Origin of the sequence: Lentzea sp., from assembly GCF_036380075.1 — a bacterium.
In the GTDB taxonomy this organism is placed as follows: domain Bacteria; phylum Actinomycetota; class Actinomycetes; order Mycobacteriales; family Pseudonocardiaceae; genus Lentzea.
The window spans coordinates 20043-38802 of record NZ_DASVFL010000197.1; the positions used below are offsets into that span (position 1 = coordinate 20043).

The window sequence follows — 18760 nt, forward strand, 5'->3', positions numbered from 1 at the left end:
GGCGTCACTTCGTGGCGATCCTGTCCCCCGGCTTGATCAGGTCGGGGTTGGTCAGGAAGCGGGCGTTCTTCGCCACCAGCGCCTGCCAGCCGCCCTCGACCTTCAGCTCCTCGGCGATCTTGCTGAGGGTGTCGCCGGACTTGATCTCGTAGTCGCCGTCCGGGTTGCTGGTGGACGGCGGGGCCACCGGGACCACGGGCAGGGCGCGCGAGACGGCCTTGCCGGCTGTCGGGACGTGCCTCTGCCGCACCGGTTGCGCCGGTGCCCCCGCCCTGCGCCCGCACGACGGCCAGGCACCGATGCCCTGGGTGCGCAGGACGTTCTCCGCCACGCGGATCTGCTCCTCGCGGGAGGCCTGGTCGGCGCGGCCGGCGCCGCCGTTGGCCCGCCACGTCGACTCGGTGAACTGGAGTCCGCCGTAGTAGCCGTTCCCGGTGTTGATGGACCAGTTGCCGCCGGCCTCGCACTGGGCGATGCGGTCCCAGTCGACCGAGGGTGCCGCGGAGGCGAGTGCGCCGCCGGCCGCGCAGAGCGCGGCAGTGGAGACGGCGATGAGCAGAGCGCGGGTGGTGGCGTTGCCACGGAGATGACGCATGGTCCTTTTCGCGCCCCGTCGCGCTCTCGCCTGCAGCAGCGCCTGTCCGGCGGGGACTTGATCCGTGTCACGGATCAGGGCTGGCCGCTGGACAGGTGAGCGCACGGCTTGCCCCGGTGGTGCGGCGACCTCTCGGTCACTGGGCTGGACCGTAAGAAGCCCGCGCCGACTCCGCACGGCCGCACGCGGCAAGACCACTCGATCCGGTCACGATCGCGCCGGGGACGTTTCAACGCGACCCGTGGTCCCGCAAGATCGACGCCGGGGTCATTCCGGTGACCCGTCGTGCGAGAACGGCGTGCTCACGCCGTCGTACGCCAGGTGCATCACCATGCCGTTGGCGCCGTGCCGGAAGTTGTGGCAGTGGTCCATCCAGATCCCGGGGTTGTCCGCGGTGAACGCCACCTCGAACACCTGGCCCGGTGCCACGTTGAGGGTGTCGGTCCACCACGGGCTCCCCGTCGCGGGGACGCCGTTGCGCGACAGGACGCGCACGCGGTGGCCGTGCAGGTGCATGGGGTGGTTGATCATGCTGCGGTTGATGATGCGGACCTTGACGCGGTCGCCCTCGCTGACCTGGAGGGTCGGCACCGCGGGGTAGAGGCGGCCGTTCATCAGGCTGCTCACGAAGCCGATCCGCCCCTGGTTGAAGCCGAACCCGTCGTCCAGCCGAAGGTCGTAGCTGCGGTTGTACGAAGTGGACTCGCCGGCGGAGTCCGCGCCGGAACCGTAGGCCAGCGGGTCGAACGGCGTGCCCTCCTGCGGCACGGCCGGGTCCGCGGTGCCGTCGGGGCTGAACGCCGTCGCGGCGGTGTCGCTGAGGGCCACCGTGACCGCGGTGCCCGGCATCGTGAACGCCACGTCGTACCGGCCGCCCGCGGCGAGCTGGAGGTCGGTGCCGGCGGCGAGCGGGGTGGCGCCGCCGATGGCGTTGCCGTCAATGGCGGCCACGGTGAACTCGGTGCCGGCGAGCCGGACCAGCTGCGGGTCCTGCGAGCTGTTCACCAGTCGCAGCAACACCTTCCGGCCCGCCGGAACGGCTTCGCGGACAGGCCTGTCCGCGGTGCCGAAGACGCCGGTCTCCTCTCCGCCGGGCCAGATGTGCGTGAACATCGTGCGTTCGAAGCCGTCGAACTTCTCTCCGTCCTCGACGACCAGCGAGCCGAAGAGGCCGCGCTGCACGTTCTCCAGCGCGTCGCGGTGCGAGTGGTACCAGAAGGTTCCGGCCCGGTTGGGGACGAACCGGTAGACGTGCTGCCTGCCGGGACGCACGGCCTCCTGCGTCACGCCGGGCACGCCGTCCTCGGCGTTGGGCACGTCCACGCCGTGCCAGTGCAGCGTCACGCCCTCGTCGACGTCCTTGTTCTGCAAGGTGACCTCGACGAGCTGTCCTTTCCGGACGCGGATCTCGGGACCCGGCGCGACGCCGTTGAACGTGAGGCCGTCCACGACCTGACCGGACGCGAGCTCGACCTGGCCCTTGGCCGCGGTCATGGTGAGGCGGACGTCGGGTGCGCGGTCGCGGGGACCGGTGAGCTGGTCGACGCTGACACCGCCGTGGTGGTGGTCGTGACCGGACGCCTGCGCGACGTTCTCCCGGTAGTTCACGACGAGCACGAGGGTCAGGACGAGGACGAGCCCCGCGCCGAGCCAGGGCAGCCGCGCCACTCGGGTGCCGGATTCCCTCCACCGGCCCAGTGCCGCCGACAACGCCGCCGCCAGGCCGAGCACGAGCACCGAGGTGCCGAGCACCGTCACGGCGTCCTGGGGGCCGAACGGCACGAACAGCCACCAGCCCGACAGCACCACCCCGGCGGCGGCCACGTGGGTCGTCACGGGTTGGCGCACCAGGAAGGCGAGCAGCAGCGGCAGGACGGCCAGCGGCAGCTGGACCAGCAACCGGGCCTCGACGAGGACCAGGCCGCCGGGCGCCATCAGGCCGATGACCACCAGCCGCGACGCCACCAGCACGGCGGTGATGAGGAGCCAGCGCCGCAGGCGCGGGTCGGACGCGCGCACACCGGTGACCGCCGCCGCGATCATCGCCAGCAGCGCCAGAAGCATGTCTGTTTGGACGAGCAGACCGAACATGCCGTGATCGTGTCCGCGGCGGCCGCGCTCTCGCGTCGGCAACCATCGCCTAGATTCCTGCCGAGACGGGACTACGCAGTTTGTGCCGACGCGAACGGGGCAGGCGTCCCGGCACGATCCGGTCATGTCCAGTGCAGTCACCCACCGCGCGACCGAAGTCGTCCTGCCCGGGGTCGTCGGCCCCGGTGGCCTCCAGGTGCGGACGCGGGACCTCCCCGCGCCCACCGCCGGCCAGGCCCTCCTGCGGATGGAGGCGACCGGTGTCTCGTTCGCCGAGCAGCAGATGCGGCTCGGCAAGTACTACGACCAGCCGCCGTTCCCGTTCGTCCCCGGCTACGACCTCGTCGGCACGGTCGTCGCGACCGGGCCGCGGGTGGACCCGTCGCTGACCGGCCGCCGGTTCGCGGCCGTCACCAAGACCGGTGGCTGGGCGAGCCACGTCCTGATCGACGCCGGCGACCTCGTGCCCGTGCCGGACGGCGTGTCGCCCGCGGCGGCGGAGACCGTGGCGGTCAACGGGGTCACCGCGTGGCAGATGCTGCACCGGCGGGCGAACGTCCAGGCCGGCGACACCGTCGTGGTGCTGGGCGCCAACGGCGGTGTCGGCTCCACGCTCGTCCAGCTGGCCCGGCACGCCGGTGCCACCGTGATCGGCACGGCGTCCGCACGGCACCACGACACGGTGCGGGCGTGGGGCGTGATCCCCGTCGACTACCACGACCCGGAGCACCACGCCCGGATCGGCGAGCTCGCGCCGGACGGCGTGGACGCGGTGTTCGACCACGTCGGCGGGCCCGGCGTCCAGAAGTCGTGGCAGCTGCTGCGCAAGGGCGGGACGCTGGTCTCGTACGGCACCGCGGCCGCCAAGGACGAGGAGGGCAACTCGCAGGTGCAGCTGCTGAAGCTGCTGGCACAGCTCAAGCTCTGGCACGCGCTGCCCAACCAGCGCAGCGCGTACTTCTACAGCTTCTGGTCGGGGGTGCGGAACAGGGCGAAGTTCCAGCGCACGCTCGCCGACGACCTCACCCGCGTGCTCGACCTGGTGGCGGACGGCGTTGTCACCCCGCAGATCGCGGCGGAGTTCCCGCTGGCGCGGGCCTCGGCGGCCCTCGAGCTCGCCGAGTCGCGCACGGTCGCGGGCAAGGTCGTCCTCGTGCCCTGACGGGTCACAGCTCGGTGTTGATGATCGCCTCCACCAGCACCTGGCCGTCCTCGGTCAACGCGACGCCGTCCGCGTCGACGGTGACGAGGCCGCGTTCGGCGAGGGAGGCGAACTTCTCCCGCCACGGGCTCTCGTGCAGCGAGCGGCCGTAGAGCGAGCGGTGCAGGTCCTCGCGGACCGGTCGCAGGGTCGACAGGGCCATCTTGACCGCCCGCGCCTCCTGGGCCGCCGCGTCGAACCCGGTGGCGGACCCCAGCGGCACGCGGCCCTGGTCGACGGACTGGGCGTAGTTCTTCCAGTTGACGTCGGTGATGGCCTCGGACCTGCGGCAGCTGGAGCTGCCGCCCAGGCCGATCGCGACCTCGGCCTCCTGCTTGTCCTGGTCCACCATGATGGACTTCCACTTCTCCGGACCGAGTCCGTCGCGGGCGAAGTACATCGTGGGGTGCTCGGTGTAGCCGGCGGCGCGCAGGCCGTCGGTGAGGATCTCGCGCATCCGGTACTGCTCCTGCAGTGCGGGCCAGAAGTGGCCGTCCCGCACGAGCTTGTCGCGGTACTCGGGCAGCTGCCACGGCGCGGGCTTCTCCCCCGCCACCCCGGTCCTGGTCTCGGCGTACGACTTGAGGTGCAGCTTGGTGCACACGACCGCGGTGACCTCGTTCTCCAGCACCACGTCGAGGTCGCGGCGGACGCTGTCGACGGTCTGGTCCAGCAGGCCGTACATCAGGTCGATGCTGACCCACTCGAACCCGGCGGCCTGGGCGTTGCGCACGAAGTCGACGCACATCTGAGACGTGTGCTCGCGGCCGCACTCGCGCAACACGTGGTCGTCGAACGACTGCACGCCGCTGGAGAGCTTGGTGCAGCCCAGTTCCCGCAACAACTCCAGCTTCGCCGGCGTGAAGGTGCTCGGGTCGCCCTCGAACCGGATCGTGGTGTCCTCGGTGAACCCGAAGTTCTCGCGGTAGAAGTCGAGCAGGCGCCGGATCTGGTTCTCCGGCAACAACGACGGCGTGCCGCCGAAGACGTTGAACTCGCCGATCGGCGCGGTGGCCAGCTCCGGCACGCGACGCAGCCACAGCTGTGCCTCGCGGATGTTCCAGTCGACCCACCTGGTCAGCTTCTCCTCGGCCTGGCCGCCCTTGACGAGCACGACCGGGTACTGGCAGAAGCGGCACTTGTAGGCGCACGTGGGGATGTAGGACCACAGGTGGATCGGGGCGGTGCCGACGAGCTGGTCGCCGAGGTCGTCGAGGAAGTCGTCGACGCCGTAGCCGGGAACGTTGCCGGGGAAGACGTGCGCGCCGAACGGGTCCTCGGTGACGTAATCGAGCAGGTGGGCGTTGGCCGGGTTCTTGAGCGCGGGCCACACCTTCGGTTCGGTCGTCAGCACACGGCTCATCAGAACACGCCTCCATTGCCGAAGTAGTTGTGCGCCTCCCCGGACTCGCGGTCCTCGCAGTAGTACTTCACGAACTCGGCGAACCTGTCCTCGGGCACGTCGGCGAAGCACTCCGGCAACGGCGGCGGGTACCCGACGTCCTCACCGACGGTGGCGCGCAGCCGCGCGAAGATCTCGTCCCGGAACTCCAGGTACAGCCGGTACGACGGCGTCTTGTACGAGTGGATCGGCAGGAAGTCGACGACGCTCATCTCGGCCTTGATCTCGGCGACGCGCTCGCCCAGCCGGTGCGCGAGGTCCTCGCCGAAGAACTCGACGACCGCGTCCTCGTCCAGGAAGGACGGTGTGAGCAGGACGGGCAGGATCGTGTTCTTCGGTGTGAAGTCCTTGACGGAGAACTCCCAGGCCTGCACCGCCTCCGCCTCGGTCAGGTCGACCGTCCTCGCGGGCGCCTCCGGCCGGATGTCGCGCATGACGATGATGCCGTCGTTGCCGTACGCCCGCCCGGTGATCACCTCGTCCAGGGCGTGGTTGACGCGCCGGGGGTTGATCTCGACCTTCGACTTCGGCGCGTAGGTGATGTCGTGGCCGGAGCCGCGGACCTTGATGCCGAAGTCCCAGTCGTCGGACAGGTGGTTGACGAACTTCCCGTTCCGCAGCTGGTAGAAGATCTCGATGCCGCCGACCTGTTCGTAGGCCTCGCGTTCGACGGCGAAGCCCTTGCCGTCCGGGAAGCCGCCGAACAACGAGAACGTCACCGCCCGGCAGCGCAACGTGCGCTGGATCGCGTCCCAGAGCCGCGGCCTGTCGACGAAGTGCTCGGCGTTGTAGTAGTAGTCGCAGACCCCGATCGCGGCCTTGTCCTTCTCCATGGCCGCGAAGAGCTCCGTGAGCCACCGCCGGTCGACGCGGCAGTCGGCGTCGGCGGACACCAGGTAGAAGCGCTCGCCGGGGTCCTCGCGGGTGCGGCTGCGCCGTGCGGCGAACTCCATCCCGGTCCGGCGCGCGCACGCGACGCCCTGCTCGCGTTCGCTGATCACGTGGATGGCCACCTGCGACCGTTCGGCGAAGGCACGCGCTTTCGCGACCGTGTCGTCGGTGGAGTTGTTGTCCACCAGCACGATCTCGTACATGTCGTGGCCGATGTCGTCCTGGTCGTGCAACGACCGCAGCACGTCGTCGATGTTCGCGGCCTCGTCGAGCACCGGCAGCACCACGCTGAGGCGCACGGCCTCGCCCATCGGCGGCGGGAACAGCGTGCTCACCAGCTCCTCCGCGGCCGCGCGGTTGTCCGTGCCGAGCTGTCGGTTGTGCGCCACCACGTCCGCCCGCCTCTCCGCGTTCGTCATCAGCTCCTGGACCTGCGCGGCGAACTCGCGCGTCGGCAGGTCGTGCTCCAGGACGTCCAGCACCGGCGCCTCGAAGCCCCGGTACACCGTGTCGTACAGGGCGTACCTGCTCGCGATGTACGGCACGCCGGCCGCGATCGCCTCGCCGATCGGGTTGCCGTAGCTCTCGTAGTCGTACGACGTCAGGAACGACACGACGTCGGCGTGCGCCAGCAGGTCGCGCACCGAGAACTCGTCGCCGGCCGACTCGCACGGTTCGAGCACACCGCCGAACACCACGGGCACCCGCAGTTCCTCGGCGAGAGCGCGCAGTGCCGCGGTCTCCTCCGGGTTCTCCTCGGTGTCACCCGCGACGAACAGCCACGTGTCCGGGAGCAGTGCCAGCAGGTGCAGGTCCCGGTCGATCCGCTTCTGCGGGATGATCCGGGTGAACCGGGCGATCAGCCCGGCGTGCTCCGGAATGCCGTGGTACCGGCGGAAGTCCGGTCGTCCGGGCCGGTCGGGTGGGGTGAAGGTGTTCGGCAGGACGTCGAGGTTGCGCAGGTGCGGCATCCACTCCAGCGTGCGCCGCTTCGCTTCGTCGTGCAGCGCGAAGTAGTGGATGTGCGGGGAGTTCACCATCGGAGGCGTTGCGGGATACGGGAAACTGCCGTACTTGTCCGGTTCGCTCTGCCACATCAGGTCGTGGTCGCGCCACAGCACGTACCGGCCCAGCCCGTGTTTCGCGCCGTAGACCTCGATCGCCCGGTACAACGCCCTGGTGTAGACGACGTTCTCCGGGAGCGTGCCGTTCTCGACCATCACGAGCGTGACGCCGCGGTCCTCCCACGTCCGCACGATCGCACCGGCCAGGTCGGCGACGACGCGGCCGGCGTCGACCACCTGGTCCCGCCGCACGGCTTCCAGGGCCGACGCCACGGACTCCTGGCCGTACCCCGGTATCTCCGCGATGCCGTCGACGCGGTCCAGGGTGATCCAGTCCGGCACGCGTTCGTGCCGGTAGGGCTGGAAGAACCGGCCCTTGTCCGCCTTGATGTCGTACCCGAGGTCGAGGTGGACCTCGACCCCCCGGCCGGCGAACGTCTTCGCGATCTTGATGAACTCCACGACCACGCCCGACATGGCCGTGGCGTCGAACGAGACACCCCAAAGGACGGGCACAGGCCGCTCCGCTCCGAGTGGTCAGCTCTTCCTCGAACGTAGCATGAAAGCGCTCTCTGCCCTGTTTACGTCTCAATCGGCACGAATCAGTCCACTGAGGACTTTCGCGGACGGGGCCTGATCCGCGCCGTCCTGGCGGCCTGGCGCAGCATCAGGGCGGTGGCCACCGAGCAGACCAGCAACGCCATCAGGCTCGCTTCGGGACCGAACGTTCCGCCGGTGAGCACGGCAGGACCGTCGAGGGCGAGGTGCAGCAACCCGTTCGGCACGTCGTCCGAGCCGGACACCGCGATGCCGAAGAGGCCGGCGTGGGTGAAGTTCCAGGCGAAGTGCAGGCCGATCGGGAACCACAGCGACCTGGTCAGGACGTACGCGGAGGCCAGCATCGCGCCACCGGTCAGGCCGATGGACAGCGCGCCCCACAGCGTCGCGTTCACGTTGACGAGGTGCGTCAGGCCGAACAGCAGCGACGAGACGACGAGCGCGATCACGGTGCCGACGCGTTCCTCCAGGATGCGGAACAGCACCCCGCGGAACAGGACCTCCTCCATCGTCGCGACGCTCGCCATCATCCCGACGAGCCCCAGCGCGCCGAAGAACGAGCCGTACGACAGCCCGTCCCACCCGCCGAACACACCGATGATCAGCAGCAGTGCGCTGAACAGCCCGAACCCGAGCAGCACGCCCTTGCCGAGACCCGCCCACCGGCCGCGCGGCGCGACCTCCAGCACGTTGTCGCGCACTTCGACGTACTGCGACATCCGGCGGTAGCAGAGCACCCCGGCCGCGGCGAGCCCCAGCCCGACCGGCAGTGCGAGCAACGGCAGCGGCGCCACCAGCGTGTCGATCCCGACGACCGCCAGCATCACCACGAACAGCGTGACGAACAGGACCGGGAACCGGAACCGGCGCAGCTTCCGCCTGCTCTCGGGCAACTCGGCGGAGGACCGGTCCGGGTGTGCGCTCTGCTCCATGACTCCGACTTCCTGGCTGTGAGCGGGGAACTTCCGACACCGCAGACGCTAGGGAGCTTTCGGTCCCGAAGAATCCCACCGGAGCGGACATCGGGGAGTAGCTCGCACGGGGGACACACCCGTCAGTCGTCGCCCTCCGGGATCGCCACCAGGCTCACCGACCGGCGGGTGCGACCGGGACCGGGCGATCCCCCGGTCCTGGCGGTGACCGCCGCGCGGAGCTCGGCCAGCAGCTCCCGGTGCTCCTCGTCCGTCAGCCACAACGACGCCCGCTGGTACGTCACGCCGTCGGCCGCCGGGTCCGCCGGCCCGCCCTCGACGTACCGGCCGAAGTCCGCGAGCAGGCCGCCGGTGAACGCGGTGAACGCCCGCAGGTGGTCCTCGGGCGTCATCGCCGCGCGCTCGGCGCCGTCGAGCCGCGCGCGGTCCCAGCACAGCCGGTAGGTGCGCTCGACGATCCCGCGCACCCGCTTCTCGTCCAGCACCTCCAGCACCCCGGCCTCGGCCAGCACGGCGACGTGCCGGTACATCGTCGCGGGCGCGACCTCGGGCAACCGCTGCCGCAGCTGCGTGGTCGTGCTCGGGTGCCCGTCGAGCAGCGCCTGCACGATGCGCAGGCGGACGGGGTGCAGCAGGAGGTCGAGGCTCGCCATGGACCGAATCCTCTCACCGGTGATACTGTTCTCAAAACTGATAACGAGGAGCGTCGATGAACACGCACGTCACGACACCCCAGGACGTCGAGATCACCCTGACCACCGGCGACGGCCACCCGCTGCACGGCACGCTGACCCTGCCGGACGGCCTGGGTCCGCACCCGGCCGTGCTCTGCTTACCCGGCTCCGGGAAGGTGGACCGCGACTCCAACGCCGGCAGGGTGCGGATGGAGCTGGGCGGTCCGCTGGCCCACGCGCTCGCACGGCAGGGCATCGCGTCGTTGCGCTACGACCGGCGCGGTGTCGGGGCGTCGCCCGGCGACTGGCGCGCCGCCGGGTTCGTGGACAACCGCGACGACGCCGCGATGGCGTTGCGCACCCTCCGCGCCCGTCCGGAGGTCAAGGCGGACAAGGTCGGCGTCGTCGGGCACAGCGAGGGCGCCGTCCACGCGATGTGGCTGGGCAGCCACGAGAACCCGGCCGCGGTCGTCCTGCTCGCCGGGTACGCCCGGCCGGGCGGGGAAGCGTTGCGGTGGCAGGCTTCCCGCGTCGCGGGGACGGTGCCCGCTTTCGTCCGCCCGCTGCTCCCGCTGCTGGGCCGCGTCGCGACCAGGCAGCTGACGGCCCTCGAGAACACCACCACCGACGTGGCCCGCGTCGGCGGGGCGAAGGTCAACGCGCGGTGGTGGCGCGAGCAGCTGGCCCACGACCCGCGCGCCGACCTGCCCGGCATCACCGCGCCCGTGCTGGCGCTCACCGGCGACAAGGACCTCCAGGTCGACGCCGCCGACCTGGAGGTCGTCCGGTCACTCGTCCCCGGCGCCGAGACCCGGTGCGTGCCCGGCCTCACGCACCTGCTGCGGGTCGACCCCGACGAACCCAAGCTCACGTCGTACGGCCGTCTGCTGCGCCGGCCGGTCGATCCCGGCTTGCTCGCCGAGGTCGCGGACTGGCTGGCGCAGCGACTCCGCTGACGTCAGAAGGCCTTCAGGTCGACGTACTCCGCGATCGCCTGCTGGCCCACGATGTTCGCGTGGATGCCGTCACCGGTGTCGTAGGCGGGGAGGATCGAGTTCGGCTTGACCGGGTCGGACAGCACCTGGTCGAAGTCCGTCACCGACGCGCAGGTGCCGGAGCAGTCGCCGCCCCGCTTCACGAACGAGTTGACGGCGTGGCGGTCGACGTTGTTCTGGTTGCTGTACCCCGGCCGCGGCGTGATCGGCGTGACGTGGACGTCCACCCCGGCGGCCTTCAGGCGCGCGAACACCGTGCGGTAGCTGGCGATGATGTCCGCGGACGAACAGCCGTTGGCCAGGTCGTTCGTGCCGTAGTAGTAGATGACGTCGGTGACGCCGTGCAGGGCGAGGACGTCCCTTTCCAGCCGTGACACGGCGTCCAGGCCCTGGATCCCGGGAGAGTTCCCGGGACAGACGGCGCTGGTGGTGCCGCTGATGCCCGCGTTGGCGACGGTCAGCTGGGCGTTCGCGGGCGACTCCGCGACGATCCGGCGGGCCAGGACGTCGGTCCAGCGCTTGTTGGTGCCCAGCTCGGTGCAGCCGGGACCGCAGTTCGTGCTGCCGACGCCGTCCACGACCGAGCTGCCGAACGGGACGATCGTGCCCTTCAGCCGCGGGTTGAAGACGTCCACGGCGGTGACGACGTAGGTGGACTGGATCTTCTGCGGGTAGGCCTCCGCCTGCGCAGCGGTCTGGTCCCCGCTGCCCGGTGCGGTCAGGTAGTTCTCCCGGAACGCGCCGTCGTGGCGGCCGGGCACCGCCTCCCCCGCCACGTGCATGCTGACGGCCAGGTCCGCGCCCGCGCTCGTGGGGAACGGGACCTGGTCGCTCCACGTCGACGCGCCGGGTTGCAGGGTCACGGCGCGCCGGCCGCCGAACGTCAGGTCGCGGACACCGGACACCGCCGCGTCTCCCCCGCTCAGCGCGACGGTGGTGTGGTCGAGGGTCAGCGGCTGCGTGCCGAACGTGTTCTGCACCCGCACGCGGACGGCGCTGCCGCCCTGGCTGAGGTGCGTGATCATGCGCATCGACTGGTCGCGCACCGCGGGACCGAGGTTCTGCTGCGACTGCGCCCAGGAGGTGAACCAGGCGGGTCTGCCGGCTTCGGCCGCCGGGGTGAGCAGTGCGGCCACGACGAGGACCGTGGGTGTCAGGGTGCGCCAGCGATTCGTCATGTCCCGGCACGCTATTGGCGGTCCGAAAACGACGTCAACGACGTGGGCGGTTCCTGTCCAGTGGGTTCGGAAAGTCGACATAGCGGCTCGCCGCGCCCTCCGCGCGCGTCCAGCGCAGCAGCAGGTTGGCCTTCGCGGGCACGAACGGGCTCGCGAGCAACGACGTCAGCGGCTCCTGCTCGCCGTGGTCGCGCGCGTAACCGAGGAAGACCTCGCGCGCCTGCGCCCACACGTCCAGACCGGGATGGCGGTCGAGCACCGCGCCGGCGATCTCGACGAGGTGGTTCACGACGAGGCAGTACTGCAACCGCTCCCAGCCCTTGGCCTCGGACACCCCGCGCGCGCCGCCACCTCCGTCCACTGAGGACAACAGGTCGGCGTGCCGTGGCAGCAGCCGCATGCCCTCGGGGTCGCGGAAGAGCGCCTGCACGGGCGTTCCGCCGCCGTCCACTCCGACCACGACGTTCTGGAGGTGGCACTCCATCACGACGCCGTGCGCGAAGAACGCGTGCAGCACGGGAGGAACGACGACCGAGACGTACCGCCGGAACCAATGGAGCGCCTGCTCGGAGCTCAGGCCGTCCAGCGGATTGCCGTCGAAGCCCTCGCTGATCCCCGCCGCCAGCACCGGGGTCACGCCGGGCAGGGTGTGCTGCCGGATGCCGTCCCGCACCACGACGGCCAGGCCCTCGACGTTCCCGGGCGAGGTCCGGTAGCCGCGGTCGAGGAGGAACGCGGTGCCGGGGTACGCGGCGGCGACGTCCTCGAACACCGGTCCGAGCAGGCGGGCGAGCGGCGGGATCCAGCGCAGGTCGTACGCCCACAGCCGGCGCACGTCGTTGGTGATCCGCACGTCGAGGCTGAACTTGTAGAACAGGTCGGCGGCCGGGTCGTACACGGTGCGCACCGACGACGTCGGCCACACCTCGGGTCCGGACGCCTCGCCTTCCAGTCCCAGCAAGGAAAGCTGCCACGGGTGCGCCGGGAGCACCCCCTCCGGCAGCGGCACGTCACCGTCGTCGACGAACGTCCCTTCCAGGCGTGCCAACGAGAACCGCGCGTGCACCTCGGGCGCGTACGGCAGCCACTCCGACGCCGGAACGCCACCGCGGCCCTTCGGCGCGGGGTGGTAGCGGTGCCCGGCGACCAGGGCCTGTTCGGACCGCTGGTAGAGGTCGGGCGGCGGGGCGGGACGGGCGCCGAGGATCGCCGCGACGGCGGAGCGCGACCCCGCGATCTCGTCGAGGAACCCGGCCGGTGGATCGCCGAGCTCCTCGCCGACGAGCGCCGCCAGCCCCTGCCACGACAGCGGCTGCCACACCCCGGTGAACACCTCGGGGTCCGACGGCCAGCGCCCCTCCCGCGCGCGCAGCACCACGCCGGTGCGGGGCAGGCGGAACGTCCCGTCCGGCCCCTGCTCCGCCACCTCGCGGCGCACGCAGTTCAGCAGGGCGGTCGTGGTGACGCCGTCGGGGTCAGTGCTCGCTTCCACCGGTGTCCGCTTCCCAGGAGGCGATGTGTCAGGATCTGATCATTCTGACGCAGACGCGGGTCGAGGCGGACTTCGCCGCGGCGCTGGACGGCGATCGCGCTGAGAGATTTCTCGCAGCGTTGCCGGGAGCCCGCGCGGCGGTGCTCGCGCGCCTGCTCAGGGCGTTCGCGATCGAGCCGTTACCGCAGGTCACGGTCGATCCGGCGGACTTCAGCCACCCCGTCGACCTCCTCGCCGCGCTGAACTGGCCCCGTGCGGAGAACCTGATCTCCGAGGTCGCGCACAGCGTCGCCGGACTGGCGTTGTCCCGCACCGCGGACCCGATCACCACGCCGTTCCTCGAACGCTCGCCGGAAGAGCACGAACAGAGCGTCGTCGACGGCCATCCGCTGCACCCGTGCTGCCGCAACCGCACCGGGTTCACCGCCCGCGACCACCTCGCGTACGGGCCCGAGCACCGGCCGGTGGTCGCGCTGCGCCTGCACCCGGCGAAGGACCACGTCGTGTTCGGCGACTGGCCCGCCGAGCTGACCGACGGCGACCGGATCCTCCTGCCGGTGCACCCGTGGCAGGCCGACCACCTGGGCGTGTCCAGTGCCGGCACTCTCGACGCCGCCCCGCTGATGGCGTTGCGGACCCTGTCAACCGGCCCTTGGCACGTCAAGACGACGGTGAGCGCCCAGATCACGTCGGCCGTGCGGGACATCTCGGCCGGGTCGATCACCACGGCCACGACGGTGTCCGACTTCCTCGCCGGCGTCGTCGAGGGCGTCGAACTGCAACCCAACCGGGCGTCGGCCGCGGTGCTCACCGACGGCGAACCGGACCGGCGGCTGGGCGTGATCCTGCGCGACAGACCCGTGCCGCGTGAGGGCGAAACCCTCCTGCCCCTGGCCGCGCTGCACCTGTCGCCGCCGGCCGACCCGGTCGCGTGGCTGCGGGAGTTCGCGGAACTGACCGTGCCGCCGCTGATGACGTTGCTCGCCCGCGGCGTGGCGCTGGAGGCCCACGAGCAGAACCTGGTGGTGGGCCTGGTGAACGGCAGGCCCAGCCGGGTGGTCTACCGCGACCTCGCCGACATCAGGGTCAGCCCGCGCGCCGGCCTGCCGGCACGGCTGCACGCGAGTCCGGAGGCGTTGCGCGCCAAGACGTTCGCCACGTTCTTCTCGACCGCCCTGACCGGCCTCGTCGGCGCTCTGGACGCGCCGGACGCCGAACTGTGGGAGGTCGTGGCGCGGACGGTCCCGGACACGCCCGACCGGCACGCGTTGCTGCACGACCCGTGGCCGGCGAAGCCGCTCACGTTGATGCGGCTGGATCCCGCGACGACGGCCTGGGCGCACCTGCCGAACCCGTTCAGGGCCTGAGCAGCACGTCCCGGTGCCACCAGGCCAGCGACAGCAGTGCCGCGCCCGCCGCCTGGGTCGGTTCGTGGTGCACGAACCGGTCGATGGTGCCGGCGGTGAAGGGAAGCCCGCGCAGCACGCGGCCCTCTTCGTTGTGCGACACCACGTCGCCGAACAGCGCGTCGAACCGCGGCGCCTCGATCACCGCCACGGTCAGCAGGTCGGTGGCGAACGTCAGCGGATCGACGCCCGTTCCCAGGTGGAACACGCGCGCCGCCGCGGTCAGCTCGGAGGCGAACGGCCAGTTCCCGTAGTCGGCGTCGTGGATCTCCTCGACGCCGAGCAGCTCCTCGGCGAACTCGCGGATCATGCAGTGCCACAACGAGAAGTCGCTGTCCCGCGTTCCCTGGAACACGCCGACTGGCAGCACCTGGTACATGCCGCCCGCGTGCCCGACGCGCTTCGGGTCGCGCCAGTGCAGGAAGAACGTGGCGTCGCCGGAGACCGGGTCGTGGCGCAGCGTCAGGGTGCTGATGGCGACGTTGACCGGGCGGCGCGCGGGGTCGCACGGGTCGCCGACCGCGTCCCGCAGCGGCAGCGCGCCGGCCAGGCCGAGCGACCGGGCCGCGTACTCGTGGGCGCACGCCTCGCCGACGTCGATGCCGTCGAAGTAGGTGCCGAGGCCGAACGTGAGGTGCGTGCCGGTGAAGCCGAGCAGCCGGTAGGTCTCGCGGTTCTGGAACACCGCCGGTGCGGCGAGCGCGGCCACGGCCTCCGAGTAGCTGCCGAAGCCGTCGGGGAGCAGCGGGCTCCCGGCGACGGCGAGCTCCGGCGACGACCGCAGCTCCAGGGTCAGCTCGGACAGCGGGACCGGCGCGGGCGGCGTCCAGTGCGAGGCCGTGAGCAGCGGCGTGCCGGCGACCCGGGGCACGTCCGGGTACTCCGCGACGGCCTCGGCGGCGAGGGCGTGGCGGTGGGCCAGCAGGTGGGCGCGGACTGCGAGCCACTCGGCGGACGTCGGCATCGCACCATTGTCCGGACACGCCGGCGAGGCCGGGCCACCCGGTGGTCCGGCCTCCGCGGTGGTCGGGTCAGGCCCGCCAGCGCCGGGACGCGTGGACCACCTCGCCGACCGCGCGGGCGAGACTGCCGTCGGCGTCGACGTGCGCCTCGTACTCGGCCGGAAGCGGCTTGGCCACCTCGGGCGCCTCGTACGTGTCGCTGTCGTCGAGCCGCAGCCTGTGCGCGACCTTGACGAACGCGATCGCCGCACCCAGCAGCAGCACCCCGACCACGGCAGGCCACCAGACCTCTTCCGCGACCGCGATGGCGAACTGGACCTGGGCCACCACGACGAACACGACCGTCAGGGCGACCACCGACCACGGGGCCGATCGGCCGTCCTGTCTGCGCTTGGCGGCACCGGTTGCCCCCATTGGCGTCACCTCCACCGATGTTGCCTCGGACATCGGCGATTGATCGCACGGAGTTACACCGCTGAGCGTACTGCTCCTTCGTTTGGTTGCGCACCGTCATCGCCCGACGGCCGCCCACCAGCGCCGAACGGTACGGGCGCCGGTGCGGGATTCACCCCGTGGTGTGATCATCGACAGGTGTCCGCCCAGCACGCGGGAGACCCCGCCGCCTTCGCCGCCGACGTCCTCGACGAGGGGCCGGCCGAGCTCGAGTTCGAACCGGGGGTGGCCTCCCGGCGCCCCACCAAGACGAGCGCGGGAGGGGCGCTGGTCCGTGATTCCACCGGACGCGTGCTGTTCGTGGTGCCGGCCTACAAGGCCGTGCTCGACATCCCCGGCGGCATGGCGGAGGACGACGAGTCGCCGAAGGCCGCGACGATCCGCGAGATCCGCGAGGAGCTCGGCCTGGACGTCCCGCTGGGACGGTTGCTCGTCGTGGACTGGACGCCGCGCAACGGGGTCTGGCGCGACTGCCACCAGTTCGTGTTCGACGGTGGCGTGGTGGACGGTGCGGTGGCGTGCGACCCGGAGCTGGAGGGCGTGCTGTACCTGACGCTCGACGAGGCCCGGCCGCGGATCTACCCGTCGTTGCACCGCAGGCTGGTCCTGGCCGTCGCGGCGCTGGAGAGCGGTTCCACGCGGTACGCCGAGTTCGGCCGGGAGGTCTGATGCGGATCGTCTCGCTGCTGCCCGCCGCCACCGACATAGTCGCCGAGCTGGGTCTGCTGGAGCACCTCGTGGGCCGCACCCACGAGTGCGACTGGCCGGCCGAGGTCGCGGACGTGCCGGTCGTCACGAGCACGTCGGTCGACCAGGACGCGGTGAGCAGCCGGGAGATCAACGCGACCGTCCACCGCGGCTCGTCGATCTACGCCCTGGACGACGAGCTGCTGGCGGAGCTCCGGCCCGACGTGATCCTCACCCAGGACCTGTGCGACGTCTGCGCGATCTCGTACCGGACGGTCACGGAGACCGTGCGGATGATGGACGTCGGCCCGAAGGTGCTGAGCCTCGAACCGTCCACGTTGGACGAGGTGCTCGACTGCCTCAGGACGGTGGGCGACGTGCTCGGCGTCGACAGCCGCGACCGGATCGCGGCGCTGCGGCAGCGGATCGACGCCGTCTCCCGGCAGACCCGGGACCTCGTCCGGCCGCGGGTCGCGGCGATCGAGTGGCTCGACCCGGTGTGGCCGGCCGGGCACTGGATCCCCGAGCAGATCGCGCACGCCGGCGGCGTCCCGCTCCTCGCGGCGCCGGGCGAGCACACCGGCCCGACCACCTGGGAGGCCGTCCACGCCGCCCGTCCCGACGTGGTCCTGCTGCTGCCCTGCGGCTTCCCACCTGCGCGGACGCTGCGGGAGCTACCCGGCGAGGTGCTGCCGGAGACGTGGGTGCTGGACGGCCCGGCGTACTTCAACCGGCCCGGTCCGCGGGTGGTGCGCGGCATCGAGGTACTGGCGCACGTGCTGCACGGCGTCGGTCCCGAACCGGCGCCCGGCGAGGCGATTAATACTGCAACGGCACTTGCGTGTTCCGTAGTGGATCATGGTGTGCGTGGTGGTCGATGTCGCTGTGGCGGAGCTGAGCCGGTTGCATGATCGGATCGGTGGCCGGTTCGTCAGGTCGGAGCCGCGGTCTCGTGTGCGGGAGTATGTGCTCGGTCTGACTGCGGGGTTGGAGCGCAAGAACGGCTGGACACTGGCCGAGCGGGCCGGTGAGGTCTCGCCGGACGGGATGCAGCGGTTGTTGCGGCGGGCGGACTGGGATGTCGACGGTGTCCGTGACGATCTGCGGGACTACGTCGCGGAGAATCTGGGCTCCGCGGACGGGGTGTTGATCGTCGACGACACCGGGTTCCTGAAGAAGGGCACTCGTTCGGCGGGGGTGCAGCGGCAGTACTCGGGCACCGCCGGCCGGACGGAGAACTGCCAGGTGGGTGTGTTCCTGGCCTATGCCTCGGCGCGGGGGCACGCGTTGATCGACCGGGAGCTCTATCTGCCGGAGTCCTGGACCGCCGATCCGGATCGGTGCCGGGCGGCCGGTGTTCCCGGTGAGGTGGGGTTCGCCACCAAGCCGCGGCAGGCGATGGCGATGATCGAGCGCACGCTCGAGGCCGGGGTGCCGTTCCGGTGGGTGACCGCCGACGAGGCCTACGGCCAGGCCAAGTACCTGCGGTTGTGGCTCGAACAACGCGACGTGGCCTACGTGCTGGCCACGAGAGTCAACGACACGCTGACCACCACCGACTTCCGCCAGGCCCGCGCTGACGCCCTGATCGCGCAGCTGCCGACGCGGGCCTGGCGCCGGTTGTCGGTGGGCGCCGGAGCGCACGGGCCACGCGAGTACGACTGGGCACGGGTGCCGATCCGCGTGTCGTGGGAACCGGGCCGCGGACACTGGCTGCTGGCCCGCCGCAGCATCACCGATCCCCGCGAGATCGCCTACTACGTCTGCTACGGGTCCCGCCGGTGCACGCTGCTGGACCTGGCCTGGATCGCCGGCACCCGCTAGCGCATCGAGGAATGCTTCCAGCAGGCCAAGAACGAGGCCGGACTCGACCACTACCAGGTCCGGTCCTGGAGGGCCTGGTATGCCCACATCACCCTGTCCATGCTCGCCCACGCCTGGCTCGCCGTGACCAGAACCCTTGCCGCAAAAGGGGAACCGTCCACGGCGACCACGGCATGATCGGCTTCACGTTACCCGAGATCCGCCGCCTGCTCGTCAGCCTGGTCCTGCGGCCGCCCACCAACGTCGACCATGTCTGGTCCTGGTCGTGCTGGCGCCGACGACGCCAACACCAAGCCCGCCTCAGCCACTACAAACGACGCGGCTACCCGCTCACATAAGTGCCGTTGCAGTATTA

At 71.2% G+C, this 18760-nt stretch carries 15 protein-coding genes and 1 pseudogene; 6 read left to right on the plus strand and 10 right to left on the minus strand.

Going from position 1 to position 18760, the window contains the following annotated elements; translation table 11 throughout:
* Nucleotides 1-4: 4 nt before the first annotated feature.
* Together VF330_RS21620 and VF330_RS21625 are read right to left on the minus strand one after the other, a co-directional pair.
* Nucleotides 5-595: a transglycosylase family protein gene (locus VF330_RS21620; protein WP_330853451.1), complete on the minus strand. Its 591-nt coding sequence runs from the start codon at nucleotides 593-595 to the stop codon at nucleotides 5-7.
* A 267-nt stretch (nucleotides 596-862) separates the two neighbouring features.
* Nucleotides 863-2686: a multicopper oxidase family protein gene (locus tag VF330_RS21625; protein ID WP_330853452.1), complete on the minus strand. Its 1824-nt coding sequence runs from the start codon at nucleotides 2684-2686 to the stop codon at nucleotides 863-865.
* Nucleotides 2687-2810: 124 nt separating this feature from the next.
* Here VF330_RS21625 and VF330_RS21630 point away from each other — a divergent pair, with 124 nt between their 5' ends.
* A complete protein-coding gene (locus VF330_RS21630; protein WP_330853453.1) occupies nucleotides 2811-3848 on the plus strand; it encodes a medium chain dehydrogenase/reductase family protein in 1038 nt (345 codons plus the stop codon).
* Nucleotides 3849-3852: 4 nt separating this feature from the next.
* Here VF330_RS21630 and VF330_RS21635 read toward each other — a convergent pair whose 3' ends face one another.
* From VF330_RS21635 to VF330_RS21650, 4 genes are all read right to left on the minus strand, one after another.
* Nucleotides 3853-5250, minus strand: a complete 1398-nt coding sequence (locus VF330_RS21635; RefSeq protein WP_330853454.1) for a radical SAM protein — start codon at nucleotides 5248-5250, stop codon at nucleotides 3853-3855.
* The gene (locus VF330_RS21640; RefSeq protein WP_330853455.1) at nucleotides 5250-7760 is read right to left on the minus strand and encodes a glycosyltransferase; all 2511 of its coding nucleotides are present in this window, start codon (nucleotides 7758-7760) and stop codon (nucleotides 5250-5252) included. The genes VF330_RS21635 and VF330_RS21640 overlap by 1 nt, the downstream gene beginning before the upstream one ends.
* A gap of 86 nt (nucleotides 7761-7846) precedes the next feature.
* Nucleotides 7847-8734, minus strand: coding sequence for a CPBP family intramembrane glutamic endopeptidase (locus VF330_RS21645; protein ID WP_330853456.1), 888 nt, complete (start codon nucleotides 8732-8734; stop codon nucleotides 7847-7849).
* A 122-nt stretch (nucleotides 8735-8856) separates the two neighbouring features.
* On the minus strand, nucleotides 8857-9387 hold the full coding sequence (locus VF330_RS21650) for a helix-turn-helix domain-containing protein (RefSeq protein ID WP_330853457.1): 531 nt from the start codon (nucleotides 9385-9387) through the stop codon (nucleotides 8857-8859).
* 56 nt (nucleotides 9388-9443) lie between these two features.
* On the opposite strand from VF330_RS21650, the gene VF330_RS21655 reads away from it, so the two are divergent.
* Nucleotides 9444-10364 carry an alpha/beta hydrolase family protein gene (locus tag VF330_RS21655; protein WP_330853458.1) on the plus strand — a complete coding sequence of 307 codons (921 nt, stop codon included), beginning with the start codon at nucleotides 9444-9446 and terminating at the stop codon, nucleotides 10362-10364.
* Between the two features lie 2 nt (nucleotides 10365-10366).
* Here VF330_RS21655 and VF330_RS21660 read toward each other — a convergent pair whose 3' ends face one another.
* On the minus strand, nucleotides 10367-11581 hold the full coding sequence (locus VF330_RS21660; RefSeq protein WP_330853459.1) for a GDSL-type esterase/lipase family protein: 1215 nt from the start codon (nucleotides 11579-11581) through the stop codon (nucleotides 10367-10369).
* 34 nt (nucleotides 11582-11615) lie between these two features.
* Entirely contained in the window at nucleotides 11616-13073 is a 1458-nt protein-coding gene (locus VF330_RS21665; protein ID WP_330853460.1) for an IucA/IucC family C-terminal-domain containing protein, read from the minus strand.
* 23 nt (nucleotides 13074-13096) lie between these two features.
* On the opposite strand from VF330_RS21665, the gene VF330_RS21670 reads away from it, so the two are divergent.
* Complete coding sequence (locus tag VF330_RS21670; protein ID WP_330853461.1) at nucleotides 13097-14440, plus strand: IucA/IucC family protein; 1344 nt, start codon at nucleotides 13097-13099, stop codon at nucleotides 14438-14440.
* Here the strand turns inward: VF330_RS21670 and VF330_RS21675 are convergent.
* Nucleotides 14430-15443: a hypothetical protein gene (locus VF330_RS21675; protein WP_330853462.1), complete on the minus strand. Its 1014-nt coding sequence runs from the start codon at nucleotides 15441-15443 to the stop codon at nucleotides 14430-14432. The two genes, VF330_RS21670 and VF330_RS21675, sit on opposite strands and share 11 nt — an antisense overlap.
* A 67-nt stretch (nucleotides 15444-15510) precedes the next feature.
* Nucleotides 15511-15855 (minus strand): hypothetical protein, encoded by a 345-nt coding sequence (locus VF330_RS21680; RefSeq protein ID WP_330853463.1) that lies wholly within the window; start codon nucleotides 15853-15855, stop codon nucleotides 15511-15513.
* Between the two features lie 177 nt (nucleotides 15856-16032).
* Between VF330_RS21680 and VF330_RS21685 the strand changes: the two genes are divergently transcribed.
* From VF330_RS21685 to VF330_RS21695, 3 genes and pseudogenes are all read left to right on the plus strand, one after another.
* Nucleotides 16033-16563, plus strand: coding sequence for an NUDIX hydrolase (locus VF330_RS21685; RefSeq protein ID WP_330853464.1), 531 nt, complete (start codon nucleotides 16033-16035; stop codon nucleotides 16561-16563).
* Entirely contained in the window at nucleotides 16563-17492 is a 930-nt protein-coding gene (locus VF330_RS21690) for a cobalamin-binding protein (protein ID WP_330853465.1), read from the plus strand. The genes VF330_RS21685 and VF330_RS21690 overlap by 1 nt, the downstream gene beginning before the upstream one ends.
* Nucleotides 17449-18582 (plus strand): annotated as a pseudogene (locus VF330_RS21695) (IS701 family transposase). The gene VF330_RS21690 and the pseudogene VF330_RS21695 overlap by 44 nt, the downstream one beginning before the upstream one ends.
* Nucleotides 18583-18760 lie beyond the last annotated feature (178 nt).

What these genes read in the sequence shown, in the direction of transcription:
- VF330_RS21625 (WP_330853452.1), bottom strand. Translation starts at nt 2,686, where the DNA reads ATGTTCGGTCTGCTCGTCCAAACAGACATGCTTCTGGCGCTGCTGGCG.
- VF330_RS21620 (WP_330853451.1), bottom strand. Translation starts at nt 595, where the DNA reads ATGCGTCATCTCCGTGGCAACGCCACCACCCGCGCTCTGCTCATCGCC.
- VF330_RS21630 (WP_330853453.1), top strand. Translation starts at nt 2,811, where the DNA reads ATGTCCAGTGCAGTCACCCACCGCGCGACCGAAGTCGTCCTGCCCGGG.
- VF330_RS21690 (WP_330853465.1), top strand. Translation starts at nt 16,563, where the DNA reads ATGCGGATCGTCTCGCTGCTGCCCGCCGCCACCGACATAGTCGCCGAG.
- VF330_RS21675 (WP_330853462.1), bottom strand. Translation starts at nt 15,443, where the DNA reads ATGCCGACGTCCGCCGAGTGGCTCGCAGTCCGCGCCCACCTGCTGGCC.
- VF330_RS21650 (WP_330853457.1), bottom strand. Translation starts at nt 9,387, where the DNA reads ATGGCGAGCCTCGACCTCCTGCTGCACCCCGTCCGCCTGCGCATCGTG.
- VF330_RS21655 (WP_330853458.1), top strand. Translation starts at nt 9,444, where the DNA reads ATGAACACGCACGTCACGACACCCCAGGACGTCGAGATCACCCTGACC.
- VF330_RS21670 (WP_330853461.1), top strand. Translation starts at nt 13,097, where the DNA reads ATGTGTCAGGATCTGATCATTCTGACGCAGACGCGGGTCGAGGCGGAC.
- VF330_RS21645 (WP_330853456.1), bottom strand. Translation starts at nt 8,734, where the DNA reads ATGGAGCAGAGCGCACACCCGGACCGGTCCTCCGCCGAGTTGCCCGAG.
- VF330_RS21660 (WP_330853459.1), bottom strand. Translation starts at nt 11,581, where the DNA reads ATGACGAATCGCTGGCGCACCCTGACACCCACGGTCCTCGTCGTGGCC.
- VF330_RS21680 (WP_330853463.1), bottom strand. Translation starts at nt 15,855, where the DNA reads ATGGGGGCAACCGGTGCCGCCAAGCGCAGACAGGACGGCCGATCGGCC.
- VF330_RS21635 (WP_330853454.1), bottom strand. Translation starts at nt 5,250, where the DNA reads ATGAGCCGTGTGCTGACGACCGAACCGAAGGTGTGGCCCGCGCTCAAG.